The following is a 15345-nucleotide window of genomic DNA, read 5'->3' on the forward strand; positions in this document are numbered from 1 at the left end:
ATTCAAATCGACGCAGTGACTTCCCGCTGTTTCCTGACGCGCGCATAGGATATGACGCCAAAGGGTATGAGCGCGACATATGCTGCGCACAATATAAGCAGGGTCAGCCAAGGGTCCGTGACCAGCAGCGCAGCCAGCAGACCAGCTACCGCGATCGCTTCGAGCCGTATCCGTTTGCGCAGGCGCAGGGCTGACCAGCTATAGGTCGCAATGCTCGATATCATCAGGAAGGCGGTGAATGCCGTCCAGGGCGCCACCACATACCACTCGCGGAAGATGTCGGCACCTGTCACCAGCCATAGATAGAGTGGCACGAACGCCAACCCTGCACCGGCCGGTGCGGGCACGCCCGTCAGAAAGCCTGCCGATTTGTGCGGCTGTTCATCCGCATCGATATTCGCGTTGAAACGGGCGAGCCGCAGCGCACAGGACAGGGCATGAGCCAGCGCGAAAATCCATCCGAATTTCGGCATGGCGTGCAGCGACCAGAGATAGAGGATCAACGCTGGCGCAACACCGAAGGCGATCGAGTCCGACAGGGAATCCAGTTCCGCGCCGAACCGGCTCTCTCCGCGCAGCAGCCGGGCGATGCGCCCGTCCAGCCCATCCAAGACACCAGCGAACAGGATCGACAGGACGGCCCGTTCCCATTCGCCGGAGATGCCGTAGCGCACCCCCGTCAGCCCGAAGCAAAGCGCCATGGCCGTGACGGCATTGGGCGCCACCATGCGCAGTGTGATGCCGCGACGCAATCCGCGCGGAATGGCCCTACGCTGGCGGCTCATGACAGACCCGCCGTCACTGCTGGATACCTGGCACGACGCGGGCGTCGCCAATCTGGCCAAGGATGGTTTCGCCAGCAACGGTGCGCTGGCCCAGGATCACGCGCGGCGCAGTGCCAGCGGGCAAATAGACATCGACCCGGCTGCCGAACCGAATGAGGCCGATGCGCTGGCCCGCGGCCACCATGTCTCCCGGCTTGACGAAGGGCACGATGCGACGCGCGACCAGGCCCGCAATCTGCGTGAAGCCGATGCGCAGCCCGTCATGCCGCTCCACCAATATATGTTGCCGTTCATTATCCTCGCTCGCCTTGTCGAGATCGGCGTTGAGGAACTTGCCCGAAATATAGACGACCGACTTGATCGTTCCGCCGATCGGCGTGCGATTGATGTGCACGTCAAACACGCTCATGAAGATCGAAACGCGGATCAGCGGTTGGTCGCCAAGGCCGTCTACCCCCGCCATTTCGCGCGGCGGCGGCACGCGCTGGATCAGGGTGACGAGGCCATCGGCCGGTGCAATGATCGCCCCTTCATCCTGCGGCACAGCGCGGACGGGATCGCGGAAAAAGGCGAAAACCCAGATCGTCACCATCAGCACCAGCCAGCCGACAATGTCCCACCCGACCAGAAACAGCACTGCGGTGATCGCCGCAGCGATCAGGCCGAACTTCATGCCTTCGGGGTGGACCGATGGCCAGCGCCATTTGACATTGCCGCCAGCGGCGATCGTGATTTCGTTATTTTCCATGGACTCGTCTTAGGCAGAGACTGATGCGCTGACAACGACCGATGCCGCCTATGGCTCCCCGCATCCCCCTGCGCGGCTTCCGCAGTTGAACATTGCCGCCGCTTTGCCTAGGGCGATGGCAAATTCCACCCGAGAGAAGAAAGCGAAGACGCGCTATGGCGAAGATCAAGGTGAAAAACCCCGTCGTTGAGATTGACGGCGACGAAATGACCCGGATCATCTGGGAATGGATCCGCGAGCGTTTGATCCTTCCCTATCTTGACATCGACCTCAAATATTATGACCTCTCGGTCGAGAAGCGTGACGAAACCAACGACCAGATCACGATCGATTCCGCCAACGCGATCAAGGAATATGGTGTCGGCGTCAAATGCGCCACCATCACGCCGGACGAAGCGCGCGTTGAGGAGTTCAACCTAAAGCAAATGTGGAAGTCGCCCAACGGCACGATCCGCAACATCCTGGGCGGCGTCGTCTTCCGCGAGCCCATCGTCATTTCAAACGTCCCGCGCCTCATCCCCGGCTGGACCAAGCCGATCGTCGTTGGCCGCCACGCCTTTGGCGACCAATATCGCGCGACCGATTTTAAAGTGCCTGGCGCCGGCAAGCTGCGCCTGGTGTTCGAGGGCGAAAATGGTGAGACGATCGACCGCGAAGTGTTCGACTTCCCCGGTTCGGGCGTCGCCATGGCGATGTACAATCTGGACGATTCGATCCGCGACTTCGCGCGCGCCTCGTTCAACTATGGCCTGAACCTCAAATGGCCGGTCTACCTGTCGACCAAGAACACGATCCTCAAGGCCTATGACGGCCGCTTCAAGGATCTGTTCCAGGAAGTGTTCGAGACCGAAGGCTTCGACCAGAAGTTCAAGGACGCCGGCATCGTCTACGAACATCGCCTGATCGACGACATGGTCGCCTCCGCGCTCAAGTGGAGCGGCGAGTTCGTGTGGGCGTGCAAGAATTACGACGGCGACGTCCAGTCGGACCAGGTGGCGCAGGGCTTTGGCAGCCTTGGCCTCATGACCTCCGTCCTGCTCTCCCCCGATGGCAAGACGGTCGAAGCCGAAGCCGCGCACGGCACCGTCACGCGCCACTATCGCCAGCATCAGCAGGGCAAGGCGACGTCGACCAACCCGATCGCGTCGATCTTCGCCTGGACCGGCGGCCTCAAGTTCCGCGGCAAGTTCGACGACACGCCCGATGTCGTGAAGTTCGCCGAAACGCTGGAAAAGGTCTGCATCCAGACCGTCGAAAGCGGCAAGATGACCAAGGATCTGGCGCTGCTCATCGGCCCGGAACAGGCGTGGATGACCACCGAGCAGTTCTTCGAGGCGATCCGCGTCAATCTGGAAACCGAAATGGGCAAGTGGAACTGATCGTACCGCGTTCGGTTCAATACGCTAACGGAATGAGGCGGCGCCGGGCATCCGACGCCGCCTTTTTCTTTGTACATATGCGACAAGGAGGCAGTGCGTGACGACGACGGGCAAGAAGCGTTTGGAGGTCCGTGCGGCCGTTCCCTCGGATGTGCGGGGCATCCAGCGGTTGATCGCCCGCGCCTATCCCGGCATGCCCAATTATTCGCTGGCCACCATCCGCGGCCAGATCAACAATTTCCCCAATGGCTGCTTCGTCGCCCTCTATGACAGCAAGGTCGTCGGCTATTGCGCGACGATGCGCGTCAGCAAGGCGATGGCCTTTGCCCGGCATGATTGGGAGGAAATCACCGCAAACGGCTTTGGCACGCGTCATAGCGCGGCCGGCGAATGGCTTTACGGCTATGAAATGGCGGTCGATCCCAAGCTGCGGGGCCTGCGCATCGGCCAGCGGCTCTATGACGAACGCAAGGAACTGGCGGAGGAACTGGACCTGCACGGCATCGTCATTGCCGGTCGCATGCCTGGCTATGCCAGAGCGAAGCGGCGCGCCGGCAGCCCGCAAGACTATCTGGACAAGGTCGTCACGGGAAAGATGCGCGACCAGGTCATCAGTTTTCAATTGAAGAACCAGTTTGAGCCGCTGGGCGTCCTCGAAAATTACCTGCCCGAAGACAAGCAGTCGGACGGCCATGCCGCGCATCTGGTGTGGCGCAACCCCTATGTCGACCCCGACGAAGCGCCCGAAATGCGGGTGCCGCGCGGCGTTGAAAGCGTCCGGCTCGCCACCTGCCAGTTGCAGGCGCGCGCGGTCGATGATTTCGATGAGTTCATCCGCAATATCGAATATTTCGTCGATGTTGCGGCGGATTACCGGTCGGACTTCATCATCTTCCCGGAACTCTTCACCCTGCCCCTCCTGTCGTTCGAAACCAAGAAGCTCTCGCCCATGGAGGCGATTGACAAGCTCACCAATTATACGCCGCGCTTGACGAAGGAACTGGGCCGCATGGCGCTGGAATATAATATCAACATCATCGGCGGATCGCATCCGACGCGCGCCGAGGATGGCGACATCCAGAACATCGCCTATGTCGCCCTAAGGGACGGCTCGATCCACACGCAGGAAAAAATCCACCCCACCCCCAACGAAGCCTTCTGGTGGAATATCAAGGGCGGGGATTCGCTCGACGTGATCCAGACCGACTGCGGGCCGATCGGCGTCCTCATTTGTTACGACAGCGAATTTCCCGAACTGGCTCGGCGACTGGTCGATCAGGGCGCGCGCATCATCTTCGTCCCCTTCTGCACCGATTCGCGGCTGGGATACATGCGCGTGCGCTATTGCGCCCAGGCCCGCGCGATCGAGAACCAATGCTATGTCGTCATGTCGGGCAATGTCGGCAACCTGCCCAATGTCGACAATATGGACATCCAATATGCCCAGAGCGCGATCCTGACGCCCTGCGACCTGCCCTTCGCACGGGACGGCATCGCGGCGGAATCCACCGAAAATGTCGAGACGCTGACCATGGCCGACGTGAACCTGGCCGATCTCAGCTGGGCGCGGGCGGAAGGCACGGTGCGCAACTTGCGCGACCGTCGGTTCGACCTCTATCATATCGACTGGGACAGCAATCCCGACAATGGCCACGCGCCCAGCGGCGGACCGGTGCCGGCCGGCGGTCATAACGCACCGGGCGGTGGTTGAGGCGGAGCATTCGGGGTCGAGCACGGTCCGTCACCCCCGGCGAAAGCTGGGGTCATGGGCGACGAAGCGATATACGCTTTAAATCCCAGCCTGCGCGGGCTGAGAAGTCGTGGACAGGCAGTGACGACCAGAAATAGCCCTTCGCCCAAGCTACGCCGAAGGGGGAATGTGCATACGGAGACGCGGAGGCCGTGCGGGATTTTTCGGCATATCTGCGTATTCGCGCGATTAAATATAGGCGCTCCGATGCGGAACAGGACCATCCGCTAGCCACCCAAGCCGGTTATTCCCGAACCACGATCCAATGCGAGACGCCGAGATAGACGATGGCTGACCAATTTCACGTTATCACCGGCGGTCCTGGATCAGGCAAGACGACCCTAATTGATGCTTTGGCCGCAAGGGGCTTGGGCTGTATGCCGGAAGCCGGTCGAGCAATCATTCAGGATCAGGTCGATATTGGTGGTACTGCCTTGCCGTGGGCCGATCGTGAAGCTTTTGCGATATTAATGCTCGCATGGGAGATGCGGTCTTATCGAGAGGCTGTAAATGTTCCCGGTCCCGTATTCTTTGATCGCGGCATCCCCGACGTTATTGGCTACTTACGGCTATGCAGGTTGCCGGTGCCGGCTACCGCGCTTCGGGCGGCAGAGCAGCGGAGATATTCAAACAGAGTCTTCATCGCCCCGCCTTGGCCAGAGATTTTCAAACGTGACGCTGAACGAAAGCAGACGTTCGCGGAAGCCGAATCCACCTTTCATGCGATGGTCGATGCATACTCCGGCTTGGGCTATAGGCTTGTCATGCTGCCGCTCGCATCAGTAGCGGAACGGGCAAACTTCATTTGCGAACAGATTGCCCAGTCATAGCATATCCATGATTTTTGGGACGGCAGCTATTGCTCTCCCAAACCCATTTTATGCCAAGCGACTTCCTACCCCTCCCCGTCATTCACCCAATCAAGCCGTCACCAGCTCCAACAACTGATCGCGCGTCGCCAGCAATTGCTCCAGCGGTGGCTGTTCGCTCCCCCGGCTCACACTCGCCATGGCGCGGTCGAACCGTGCGCGTGACACATCGCTAATGTCGGGAAGCGCATCAGCGATGCCCACCATATCCTCCATCCGCCCCCAGCAATTGAGCGCTAGATCACATCCGGCCGCGACCACGGCGGTGGCGAGGTCTGAAATCGAGCCTTTCAGCGCCTTCATGTCGAGATCGTCGGACATCAGCAGGCCGTCAAAGCCGATGCGTTCCCGGATGATCCCGCTAATCACGGTGGGCGACAGGCTGGCGGGCCGGTCGGCATCCCAGGCGGTATAGACGACATGCGCCGTCATCCCCATCGGCGCGCTGCGGAGCGTGTGGAAGGGTGCCAGGTCGCTTTCCAATTGCTCCGCATCGGCGGCGACGACCGGGAGTTCCAGATGGCTGTCCACCAGCGCGCGACCATGACCGGGCATATGCTTGACGATGCCGACCACGCCGCCAGCCGCCAGGCCCTCCAGCACGGCACGCCCCAGCGCGGCGACGCGCATCGGCTCCGCGCCCAGCGTGCGGTCGCCCATGATGTCGCTCGCCCCGTCCTGCCGCACGTCGAGCAGCGGCAGCGCGTCGACCGTGATGCCGACCTCAGCCAGCGTCAGTGCGATGGCATGGGCATTGGCATGGGCCGCGGCGATCGCGCTGGACGGGGCGACATCATAGAGCCGGTCGAAGATCGCGCCGGGCGGAAAGCTGGGCCAGACCGGGGCCTGCATCCGCGCAACGCGCCCGCCCTCCTGATCGATCATGATGAGCAGGTCCTCACGGCCATGGAGCGATCGCAGATCGTCGGTGAGCGCGCGCACCTGCGCCCGATCGACGATATTGCGTTTGAACAGGATGTATCCCGCCGGCTGAGCCTCGGCAAAGAAGGCGCGTTCGTCAGGGGTGAGGGTTTCGCCGGACAGGCCGAAAATGACGGGTTTCATGTCCGGATCTGTAACGCCACCATCTAACGCTGTCGAAGCGCAAATGACGGGCCGGCTATAACCGGCGGTGCCGCCGGCCACGCCTTTCCCGTCAGTTGACGACCAGACAGCTTTCCCCCGCCACCTTCAACCGACCGCAGATTGTCGCGGCCTGCGCACCGGCGCTGGCTCGCAGCCGATAGACGGTGCCGCCACCGACCTCGGCCGATTCCACGGTCATCGCCAGCGGCGCCAGATAGGCGAAACGCTTTGACAGCCGACCCCAGGCGTCCTTGGCCCCCGATGCGCTGCCATAAGCGCCCAGCTGGATCGTACCGCCTGTTGCCTTAGCCTGCTTGACCGGTGCAGCCTGTTGCGACGTTTCATCAGTCACCGGCGCAGAAACGCTCTGCCCTGCCTTGGGCGCGACGGAAGGTTTGGCATTGCCCGGTGCGGGCGCAGTGCCGGTGATGGGCGCTTCGGGCACGCGGCTGGGGTCGATGCGCCCATCGCGCGCGACGCCCTCGCTTGCGGCAAAACTGGCGTCGCCTTCGCCGGCAAATTTGCGGGCGTCAGCCTCGTTCGCGGGAATCTTGTAATTGCCTTCGGGCGCGGCGATCAGTTCGCCAGCGCCGCCCGCGCCATTGCGATTCTGCGCCCACCAGATGCCCGCGACGACTCCGCCGATCAGCAGCAGGCCAAGCAGGATCAGCCCGAGCATGCGAAGCGGCGAAATCCGCTCCTCCTCCTCATCGATTGCCGGCTCCAGCCAGGGCAGCCGATCGTCATCGTCCAGATCGAGTCGGCCCCGCGCATAATCGCCCATCGTCAGAATTTCCCGTCCATCACTGCATTTCGGTCAGCGCGGCCACGCCCATCAGCGCCAGCCCATTGCGGATAATCTGCCCTATTCCCTGCGCCAGGGAAAGGCGCGTAGAGGTAAGCGCCGGATCGTCGGCGCGGATGACGCGTGCGCCCGGATCGTCATTGCCCATATTCCACCAGCCATGAAATGCCGAGGCCAGATCATTGAGATAGAAGGCAATTCTATGTGGTTCGCGCGCTTGTGCCGCGCCTTCGACGACGCGGGGAAACTGCGCGGCGAGCTTGACCAGGCTCAGCTCCGCCGTCCCAAGTAGGGACAGGTCAGGCGCGGGCAGCGCGATACCAGCCTCTTCAGCGCGACGTCCGAGCGAGGAAATGCGGGCATGTGCATATTGGACGTAGAAGACCGGATTGTCCTTCGACGCCTCCACCACCTTGGCGAAATCGAAATCCATCTGCGCATCGGCCTTGCGTGTCAGCATGGTGAAGCGGACGACATCCTTGCCCACTTCCTGCACAACATCGGCCAGAGTCACGAAATTGCCCGCGCGCTTGGACATTTTCACCGGTTCGCCGTCGCGCAGCAGGCGGACCATCTGGATGAGCTTGACGTCGAACCGCGCCTTGCCCTCGGTAAGGGCGGCCACGGCGGCCTGGATGCGCTTGACCGTGCCGGCATGGTCCGCGCCCCAAATGTCGATCAGTTGATCGGCCGACTGCGCCTTCTGGAAATGATAGGCCATGTCGGCACCGAAATAGGTCCATGCGCCGTTCGACTTCTTGATCGGGCGGTCCTGATCGTCGCCGAATTTGGTCGAGCGGAACAGCGGCAGTTCCACCGGTTCCCAATCATCGGGCAATTCGCCCTTGGGCGCTTCCAGCACGCCATCATAAACCAGGTCATGCGCGCGCAGCCAGGCTTCCGCCTCATCGGGCTTGCCCGCCGCCTGCAATTCCGCCTCCGACGCAAAAATATCGTGATGGATGCCCAGCAGCGCCAGATCACTCCGAATCATGTCCATCATCTTCGCCACGGCGAAGGTGCGGAATGTCACCAGCCAGTCGGATTCGGGCGCACCAGCGAAACGGTCGCCATATTCGGCAGCCAGCGCCTGGCCCACCGGGACCAGATAATCGCCGGGATAAAGCCCTTCGGGGATCGCGCCGACATCCTCGCCCAGCGCCTCGCGGTAACGCAAATGCGCCGACCGGGCGAGCACGTCCACCTGACCGCCGGCATCATTGATATAATATTCGCGGATCACCTTGTGCCCGGCATATTCGAGCAGGGTCGCAAGCGCGTCGCCGACCACCGCGCCCCGGCAATGGCCCATATGCATGGGGCCAGTGGGGTTGGCCGACACATATTCGACATTGACGCTGACGCCCTGCCCCAGAGCGGACCGACCATAGTTGGCGCCATCGGCATGGATCGCGGCCAGTTCCGCACGCCAGGTCGCGTCTGTCAGCGTCATGTTGATGAAGCCAGGCCCGGCGATCGCGGCGCTTGTCACCTCATCCAGCGCCTGAAGCTTGGCCACGATCGCTTCGGCCAGAGCGCGCGGGTTCGTGCCAGCCGGCTTGGCCAGCACCATCGCGGCGTTGGTGGCTAGGTCGCCATGGCTGGAATCGCGCGGCGGCTCGACGGTGACAGGTTTGCGATTGAGACCGGCGGGCAGAACGCCGTCAGCCTCAAGCGCGTCGAGCACGGCGTCGAGATGGGCGGTGAAACGAGTGTAGAGAGACACGGGACAGTTCCTCGAAAAGCTAAAGACCCGTTCGGGCTGAGCCTGTCGAAGCCCTGCACTTTCTTGGACAAGAAGAACAGCCCATCGACAAGCTGAGGGCGAACGAAACTGAGTTCGCTCCTAGCGCGTGGCGTTATATCGAAGCTGATCCTGGGTCAGGTTGAAACCCACGAGCAGTTCGAAGCTGGTGCGCTGCAACGCGGCCTTGACGTCGGGCTGGGCGAACGGGTCGATCGCGGCATCGGCATCACCGGCCTTACGCTTCTGGGTGATCTTCTGTTGGATTTCCGCCGGCAGGGTGGCCGCACTCTTGTTCACATAGGAACCGGCCTTGGCCTGCGCGCTGGCGCGATACTGACCCGGCGCGAAGTCCAGCGTCACCTGACCGATGCGCTTGGCAACCACGGCGCTACCGCCCTGCACCACCGCCGAGAAATAAGGCAGGACAACCTGCCGCGCCCCGCCGGCATCGGTGCGGCGGGCGTTCACGGTAAAGGTCGCTTCGGTGTAGAATTGGTCGCCATCCGCGCAGGTCGAACGCAGGTCAGTGATGTTCGCCACAACATCGATCGCCGATGCGTCGGTGCTATTTGCCGGGCTGAACACGGTGATGTCACCGGTCTGCGCCGGGATCGCCGCCGTAGGGCAGGCTGATCGCACAGCGACGATGCCGCCCGTCGCGTCGATCTCGCCGCGCCGCGAGCAGCCTGCCAGAGCCAGCGCCAGCATGGCGGTCAGGGCGATCGAAGAAGTTTTCACAGGCAGATATTCCTTGGCGGGGCCGGAAGTGTCGCGCTTCCTTATCCATCCGCCGCCCGCCACGCAACTGCAAGCAAGGCGCTTTCGCGTCGCGCCCCTTTCCTCCGCCGCGCCATTCGCCTAAGCGGACAGGCATGACGCACGCGCCTGAAGCTCTTCGCCCAATGACCCTTTTGATCGCCGCTCCTCGCGGTTTCTGCGCAGGGGTCGACCGCGCTATCGTCATCGTCGAGCGCGCGATCGAGAAATATGGCGCGCCTGTCTATGTCCGTCATGAAATCGTCCATAACAAATATGTCGTGGACAGCCTGAAGGCCAAGGGCGCGATTTTCGTTGAAGAGCTGGATCAGGTGCCCGACGGCGTGCCGGTCGTCTTTTCCGCCCACGGCGTGCCCAAGGCCGTGCCGGAAAGGGCCCAGGAACGTGGCCTGGACTATCTGGACGCCACCTGCCCGCTCGTCAGCAAGGTGCATCGCCAGGCGGAACGGCAGGTCGCAAGCGGCCGGCATATCCTGTTCATCGGGCACAAGGGCCATCCCGAAGTGATCGGCACATTTGGCCAGGTGCCCGACGGATCGATGACGTTGATCGAAACGGTCGAGGATGTGGAGCGCTTCGCGCCCATCGATCCCGACAATCTGGCCTTTCTCACCCAGACCACATTGTCGGTGGATGACACGGCTGCCATCGTCGCGGCGCTGCAAGAACGCTTTCCCTCCATTGCCGCGCCAAGAGGAGAGGATATCTGCTATGCGACCTCCAACCGCCAGACAGCCGTCAAGGCGATCGCCGGGCGATGCGACGCTCTTTACGTGATCGGTGCGCCCAACAGTTCCAATTCGCTGCGCCTGGTGGAAGTCGCCGAACGCGAAGGCACGCCCGCACGCCTGATCCAGCGTGCAGACGAGGTCGATTTCGCCTGGCTCGATTCCATCGGCACATTGGGATTGACGGCCGGCGCGTCCGCGCCGGAAATTTTGGTGCGCGAAGTGGTTGAGCGCATCGCCACCCGCTATGACGTAACCGAGGAACAGGTCGAAACGGCGCGGGAAACCATTTCCTTCAAGCTGCCACGCGGTCTGGAACATGCATAGGGCGCCAACCCGCCTGTCCGCGTCTATCTGCTTTCCCTATCAAGGCTAACCGCCCATGGCCGTTTACACCCATGTCCCTGCCGAAGACATCGACGTCTTTCTGGCGCGCTACGACGCCGGGCGGCTGGTGTCGGCCAAGGGGATCGCCGAGGGAGTCGAAAATAGCAATTACTTGCTCGAAACGACGGGCAGCACGGATCAAGGCGATGGCCAGCGGTTCATTCTGACGCTTTATGAAAAGCGCGTGGACGAAGCCGACCTGCCCTTTTTCATGGACCTGCTCGACCATCTGAGCGTGCGAGGTTGCCGCGTGCCGCGCTTCATCCCCGACCGCGAAGGCCGCCGCCTCCAGCATCTCGCCGGGCGCCCCGCGTGCCTGATCGAATTTCTGACTGGCATCAGCGTGACCGAACCAACCGTGGCTCAGGCCCAAGCGGCAGGCATGGCGCTGGGCGACTTGCACAAGGCGGCGCAGGGATTTTTGCTCGAGCGGCCCAACCGGCTGGATAAAAAGGGTTGGCATAGGCTGGCCGCGCGTTGTGGCAAGGATCTCGATCAGATCGAGGCCGGCCTTGCGCAGCGTGTCAGCGACGAACTGAATTGGCTGGATGCGCATTGGCCCGAAGACCTGCCGCAGTCGGTGATCCACGCCGACCTGTTCCCCGATAATGTGCTGATGCTGGGAGAGCAGGTGACAGGCCTTATCGACTTCTATTTCAGCTGCACCGACATTCGCGCCTATGATCTGGCGGTGACGCACAGCGCCTGGTGCTTCAGCAATGACGGCAAAACCTTTTTTGGCGACCGGGCAGCAGCATTGGGCATGGGTTATGACCAAGCCCATGGCCTGACGCCGGCCGAGCGGGCCGCCTTCCCGATCCTGTGTCGCGGCGCCGCGCTCCGTTTTCTGCTGACGCGCGCCTATGACTGGATCAATACGCCAGCCGACGCGCTGGTGACGCGCAAGGATCCGCTCGCCTATCGGCGGCGGCTGGATTTTTATGCCGGCGCAAACGCAGCGGAGTTGCTGGGCGCATGAGCGATCTTCCCCAGGTCGAGATTTTCACCGATGGCGCGTGCAAGGGTAATCCCGGCCCCGGCGGATGGGGTGCGGTGCTGCGTTTTGGCGACACGGAAAAGGAAATTTCCGGCGGCGAGGCGCAGACAACCAACAACCGCATGGAAATGACGGCGGCGCTTGAGGCGCTCAACCTGCTGAAAAAACCGTGCGCGGTGACGCTTTATACCGACAGCAAATATGTCATGGATGGCATCACCAAATGGGTGTTCGGCTGGCAGAAAAAGGGCTGGCGCACCGCCGACAACAAGCCGGTAAAGAATGTCGAGATTTGGCAGAACTTGGTCAAGGCAGCCGCGCGTCACCAGATGACATGGAAATGGGTGAAGGGCCATGCCGGCCATCCTGAAAATGAGCGCGCCGACCAGCTTGCCAGTGCAGCCGCCGAGACGTTCCGTCGCTGATTCCGTCGCTGATATAGTGGGCGACCCTTCCTAGCGGCCCAGGAGCGTTGAAAGATGACCTGACGGAGCCTTGCCGACGTAAGGCTCCATCAGGTCATGTCTTTGTCAGGCGATGCCCGCGCGCCGGCGCACTGTCTGTTTTAATATGTCGAGGGGCATCGCGCCAAGCGTGAGCACTTCGTGGAACTGCTTGATGTCGAAGGCGGCACCCTGGCGCTGCTTCGCCTCCTCACGCAGGTCATTCCAGACGGTATGGCCGATTTTGTAGCTGCACGCCTGGCCCGGCCACACCGTATATCGATCAATCTCGCCCTGGCTTCGTCCGCGCGCGATGCCAGTCGTAGCGATCAGGAAGTCCGTAGCCTTTTCACGGCTCCAGCGTTTGGCATGCATGCCTGAATCGACGACCAGACGGGTCGCGCGGAACAGCAGCGATTGCAGATAGCCCACCTGACCCAGTGGATCGCCTTCATACATGCCCATTTCGTCGGCCAGCTGTTCTGAATAGAGCGCCCAGCCTTCCGAGTAACCGCTATAGCCACCGCGCCGTCGGATCAGCGGAATGGCATCGGACTCCAGCGCGACCGATACCTGAAGATGGTGCCCCGGCACGGCCTCATGATGGGTCAGCGTCGCGAGGCCGAATTTCGGCCGATCGAACGTGTCACGCAGGTTGATATAGTAGATGGCCGGACGTGAGCCATCGAGAGATGCGTTCTGGTAGTAACCGCCCGGCGCGCCCGCCTGGATCGTCACCGGCACGCGGCGCACCTCGACTGGTGCCTTGGGCAGCGTATTGGCCGAAAAGGCTTCGGGCAGACGCTTGCTCATGGCAATGATCTGGCGATTGAGCTGGGCCAGCAAGGCCTCACGGCCCGGGTCGGTGTTGGGATAAAGCTGGTCAGGTCGCTTGTTGAGCGCCACCAGCCGCTCGCCCACGCTGCCCTGGGTCATCCCCTCGCCTTTAAGGATGCCGTCGATCCGGCTGCTGATCTGCGCAACCTGATCGAGGCCAATGCGGTGAATTTCATCGCCGGTCAGCTTGGTCGTCGTCGCCGCCTCCGCGGCGTTCGCGTAGAATTGCTCGCCATCGGGCAAACGCCAGCAGCCTGCATCATGCACCGCCTTTGCCCGCAAATCCTTAACCAGCGCGCGCTGGCGATCGACGGCGGGGAAGATGCTTTCCGCCACGATCTTCTCGGCCTGCGCCGCGCGCTCTGGCGGCAGGCCTGCATCTTTGAGTTTCTTGACGAAAGATGTGACGAGCACCGTGTGCGCCGCTGGCTGGTCGCGCAAAGCAGCCTGCATCTTCATTGTCGTGTCGAGAATATAGTCGGGTGCGAAGACGCCACGGGCGGCGTCAGCTTTCTGCCGTTCCAGTTCGCCGTCCATCGCGGCCGGAAAGGCCTCCAGGCGCGACAGATAGGCGTCGGCATCGGCAGCATCCTTCACCCGATGCTGCGAATCAAGGAAATCGGGAATTTCGCGATAGCTGCCTGTCAGCTGCGAAAGAATATAGGGTGCGTAACGGCCCATGGTTTCCCCATAGCCAAATTGTTCGCCGCCCAGCGTCCGATCGAACTGATAGGACAGAACATCATAATCGAGTTGGCTGGAGTCGCTGAGTTTCGAACGATCGACGCTGGCAAGCCGTTGCGCCTGCGCCTTCACGCGCGCCATGTCCTTGGCCACGCCAGCAGCGCTGGTATCGCTCAGTTGCCCACGCAGAGCGGCGCGCGGCCCGGTGTCGAGGCCAAGACGCGTTGCGCTTTCCGGCGACGATTCGAGCCGCTCATAGAAAAACTGGTCGAGCATGGCGCGAAATTGCGTGTCGGCGCTGCCGGTTTGCGCAAAGAGATTGGGCGTGGCCGCAGCAATGGCGCTGGCGCCGCTGGTGGCGAGAAATTGGCGTCGGTTCACGACTGGACAACTCCATATTGGGGAGGAAGCGACACAAATGCATCGCCTGGGGTGCCATCCTTGTGCCGTTGGATCAGGCATTTGGCTAGGGGCGTAGCCCATGCAAACATGATCCGCTGCCCTAAGGTCCGAATGGTTACGGCTATATCGGGCTGTGCCGATCCGCTATGCCGTCCCCAACAAATGCACCGGAGCATCGCGTCATGACCTACACGCTCATCACCGCAAATCGCAATTATAGCAGTTGGTCGCTGCGCCCATGGGTTTTGATGCAGGCGCTGGGTGTGTCGTTCGACGATCGGATCGAGCCGTTCGCGGCCGCCAGCAACTACGCGGCCTTCCGCAGCTTTTCGCCCACGGGCCAAGTGCCCGCGCTGATCGATGGCGATAGGACTGTCTGGGATTCCCTTGGCATCACACTTTACCTCGCCGATCGCCACGCCGGCGTCTGGCCGGCGGACGAAGCAGCCCGCGCCTTTGCCCAATGTGCGGTGGCCGAAATGCACAGCGGATTTGCCACACTGCGCAGCGATTGCCCGATGAATGTGGGTGTGCGGGTAGAGCCGCATATCCATTCCCCCGCACTGGGACGGGATATCGCCCGCGTGCGCGAATTGTGGGAACAGGGGCTGGAGCGGTTCGGCGGGCCTTTCCTGGCAGGCGCAGCCTTCACCGCGATCGATGCCTTTTTCGCTCCCGTCGCATTCCGGGTGCGCAGCTATGGCCTTGATGTCGGTCCGGCAGCACAGGGATGGGTCGATCATATGCTGAGCCATCCCGCGATGAAGCAGTGGGAGATGGAAGCTCTCGCCGAAACCTGGCGTGAGGAAAGCCATGAGGCGGAGATCGGCAGCGCGGGCAGGATCATCGCTGATTATCGGGATGGATGACAGCGGCGTAACTTTCTTGCCCCTCCCTGAGCAAAAACAGGGTAATTCGGTC

14 protein-coding genes are annotated in these 15345 nt (G+C 62.0%); 7 read left to right on the plus strand and 7 right to left on the minus strand.

All coding sequences use genetic code 11. The features are described 5' to 3' along the window. Nucleotides 1-2: 2 nt before the first annotated feature. Both SKA58_RS10110 and SKA58_RS10115 read right to left on the minus strand, forming a co-directional pair. A complete protein-coding gene (locus SKA58_RS10110; protein WP_009822323.1) occupies nucleotides 3-728 on the minus strand; it encodes a CDP-alcohol phosphatidyltransferase family protein in 726 nt (241 codons plus the stop codon). Nucleotides 729-798: 70 nt separating this feature from the next. Continuing rightward, entirely contained in the window at nucleotides 799-1533 is a 735-nt protein-coding gene (locus SKA58_RS10115; RefSeq protein ID WP_009822324.1) for a phosphatidylserine decarboxylase, read from the minus strand. Between the two features lie 155 nt (nucleotides 1534-1688). Here SKA58_RS10115 and SKA58_RS10120 point away from each other — a divergent pair, with 155 nt between their 5' ends. From SKA58_RS10120 to SKA58_RS10130, 3 genes are all read left to right on the plus strand, one after another. After that, complete coding sequence (locus tag SKA58_RS10120; protein ID WP_009822325.1) at nucleotides 1689-2912, plus strand: NADP-dependent isocitrate dehydrogenase; 1224 nt, start codon at nucleotides 1689-1691, stop codon at nucleotides 2910-2912. A gap of 97 nt (nucleotides 2913-3009) precedes the next feature. Beyond that, complete coding sequence (locus SKA58_RS10125) at nucleotides 3010-4623, plus strand: bifunctional GNAT family N-acetyltransferase/carbon-nitrogen hydrolase family protein (protein WP_009822326.1); 1614 nt, start codon at nucleotides 3010-3012, stop codon at nucleotides 4621-4623. Between the two features lie 326 nt (nucleotides 4624-4949). Then, nucleotides 4950-5492 (plus strand): AAA family ATPase, encoded by a 543-nt coding sequence (locus SKA58_RS10130; RefSeq protein ID WP_009822327.1) that lies wholly within the window; start codon nucleotides 4950-4952, stop codon nucleotides 5490-5492. A 90-nt stretch (nucleotides 5493-5582) separates the two neighbouring features. Here the strand turns inward: SKA58_RS10130 and nagZ are convergent, their stop codons facing one another. The 4 genes from nagZ to SKA58_RS10150 all read right to left on the minus strand — a co-directional run bounded on the left by nagZ (nucleotide 5583) and on the right by SKA58_RS10150 (nucleotide 9877). Further along, nucleotides 5583-6596: a beta-N-acetylhexosaminidase gene (gene nagZ / locus SKA58_RS10135; RefSeq protein WP_009822328.1), complete on the minus strand. Its 1014-nt coding sequence runs from the start codon at nucleotides 6594-6596 to the stop codon at nucleotides 5583-5585. Between the two features lie 91 nt (nucleotides 6597-6687). Then, on the minus strand, nucleotides 6688-7401 hold the full coding sequence (locus SKA58_RS10140; RefSeq protein WP_009822329.1) for an SPOR domain-containing protein: 714 nt from the start codon (nucleotides 7399-7401) through the stop codon (nucleotides 6688-6690). 19 nt (nucleotides 7402-7420) lie between these two features. Further along, entirely contained in the window at nucleotides 7421-9148 is a 1728-nt protein-coding gene (gene argS / locus SKA58_RS10145) for an arginine--tRNA ligase (protein ID WP_009822330.1), read from the minus strand. A gap of 120 nt (nucleotides 9149-9268) precedes the next feature. Beyond that, complete coding sequence (locus tag SKA58_RS10150) at nucleotides 9269-9877, minus strand: hypothetical protein (protein ID WP_009822331.1); 609 nt, start codon at nucleotides 9875-9877, stop codon at nucleotides 9269-9271. 164 nt (nucleotides 9878-10041) lie between these two features. Here SKA58_RS10150 and ispH point away from each other — a divergent pair, with 164 nt between their 5' ends. From ispH to rnhA, 3 genes are read left to right on the plus strand one after another with little or no spacing between them, the layout of a single operon-like run. Continuing rightward, nucleotides 10042-11001, plus strand: coding sequence for a 4-hydroxy-3-methylbut-2-enyl diphosphate reductase (ispH, locus tag SKA58_RS10155; protein WP_009822333.1), 960 nt, complete (start codon nucleotides 10042-10044; stop codon nucleotides 10999-11001). Between the two features lie 55 nt (nucleotides 11002-11056). Continuing rightward, nucleotides 11057-12040, plus strand: coding sequence for a homoserine kinase (gene thrB / locus SKA58_RS10160; protein ID WP_009822334.1), 984 nt, complete (start codon nucleotides 11057-11059; stop codon nucleotides 12038-12040). Further along, nucleotides 12037-12483, plus strand: coding sequence for a ribonuclease HI (gene rnhA / locus SKA58_RS10165; protein ID WP_009822335.1), 447 nt, complete (start codon nucleotides 12037-12039; stop codon nucleotides 12481-12483). Before thrB ends, rnhA begins: the two co-directional genes overlap by 4 nt. 105 nt (nucleotides 12484-12588) lie before the next feature. Here rnhA and SKA58_RS10170 read toward each other — a convergent pair whose 3' ends face one another. After that, the gene (locus SKA58_RS10170; protein WP_009822336.1) at nucleotides 12589-14403 is read right to left on the minus strand and encodes a DUF885 domain-containing protein; all 1815 of its coding nucleotides are present in this window, start codon (nucleotides 14401-14403) and stop codon (nucleotides 12589-12591) included. Nucleotides 14404-14606: 203 nt separating this feature from the next. On the opposite strand from SKA58_RS10170, the gene SKA58_RS10175 reads away from it, so the two are divergent. Next, entirely contained in the window at nucleotides 14607-15293 is a 687-nt protein-coding gene (locus tag SKA58_RS10175) for a glutathione S-transferase family protein (protein ID WP_009822337.1), read from the plus strand. Nucleotides 15294-15345 lie beyond the last annotated feature (52 nt).

This window comes from Sphingomonas sp. SKA58, assembly GCF_000153545.1.
Classification (GTDB): Bacteria; Pseudomonadota; Alphaproteobacteria; order Sphingomonadales; family Sphingomonadaceae; genus Sphingobium; species Sphingobium soli.

Bases quoted from the DNA above. Each gene is read 5' to 3' on its own strand.
- SKA58_RS10140 (WP_009822329.1), bottom strand. From the start codon at position 7,401: ATGGGCGATTATGCGCGGGGCCGACTCGATCTGGACGATGACGATCGG.
- ispH (WP_009822333.1), top strand. From the start codon at position 10,042: ATGACGCACGCGCCTGAAGCTCTTCGCCCAATGACCCTTTTGATCGCC.
- SKA58_RS10115 (WP_009822324.1), bottom strand. From the start codon at position 1,533: ATGGAAAATAACGAAATCACGATCGCCGCTGGCGGCAATGTCAAATGG.
- nagZ (WP_009822328.1), bottom strand. From the start codon at position 6,596: ATGAAACCCGTCATTTTCGGCCTGTCCGGCGAAACCCTCACCCCTGAC.
- SKA58_RS10120 (WP_009822325.1), top strand. From the start codon at position 1,689: ATGGCGAAGATCAAGGTGAAAAACCCCGTCGTTGAGATTGACGGCGAC.
- rnhA (WP_009822335.1), top strand. From the start codon at position 12,037: ATGAGCGATCTTCCCCAGGTCGAGATTTTCACCGATGGCGCGTGCAAG.
- SKA58_RS10175 (WP_009822337.1), top strand. From the start codon at position 14,607: ATGACCTACACGCTCATCACCGCAAATCGCAATTATAGCAGTTGGTCG.
- SKA58_RS10130 (WP_009822327.1), top strand. From the start codon at position 4,950: ATGGCTGACCAATTTCACGTTATCACCGGCGGTCCTGGATCAGGCAAG.
- thrB (WP_009822334.1), top strand. From the start codon at position 11,057: ATGGCCGTTTACACCCATGTCCCTGCCGAAGACATCGACGTCTTTCTG.
- SKA58_RS10110 (WP_009822323.1), bottom strand. From the start codon at position 728: ATGGTGGCGCCCAATGCCGTCACGGCCATGGCGCTTTGCTTCGGGCTG.
- SKA58_RS10150 (WP_009822331.1), bottom strand. From the start codon at position 9,877: ATGCTGGCGCTGGCTCTGGCAGGCTGCTCGCGGCGCGGCGAGATCGAC.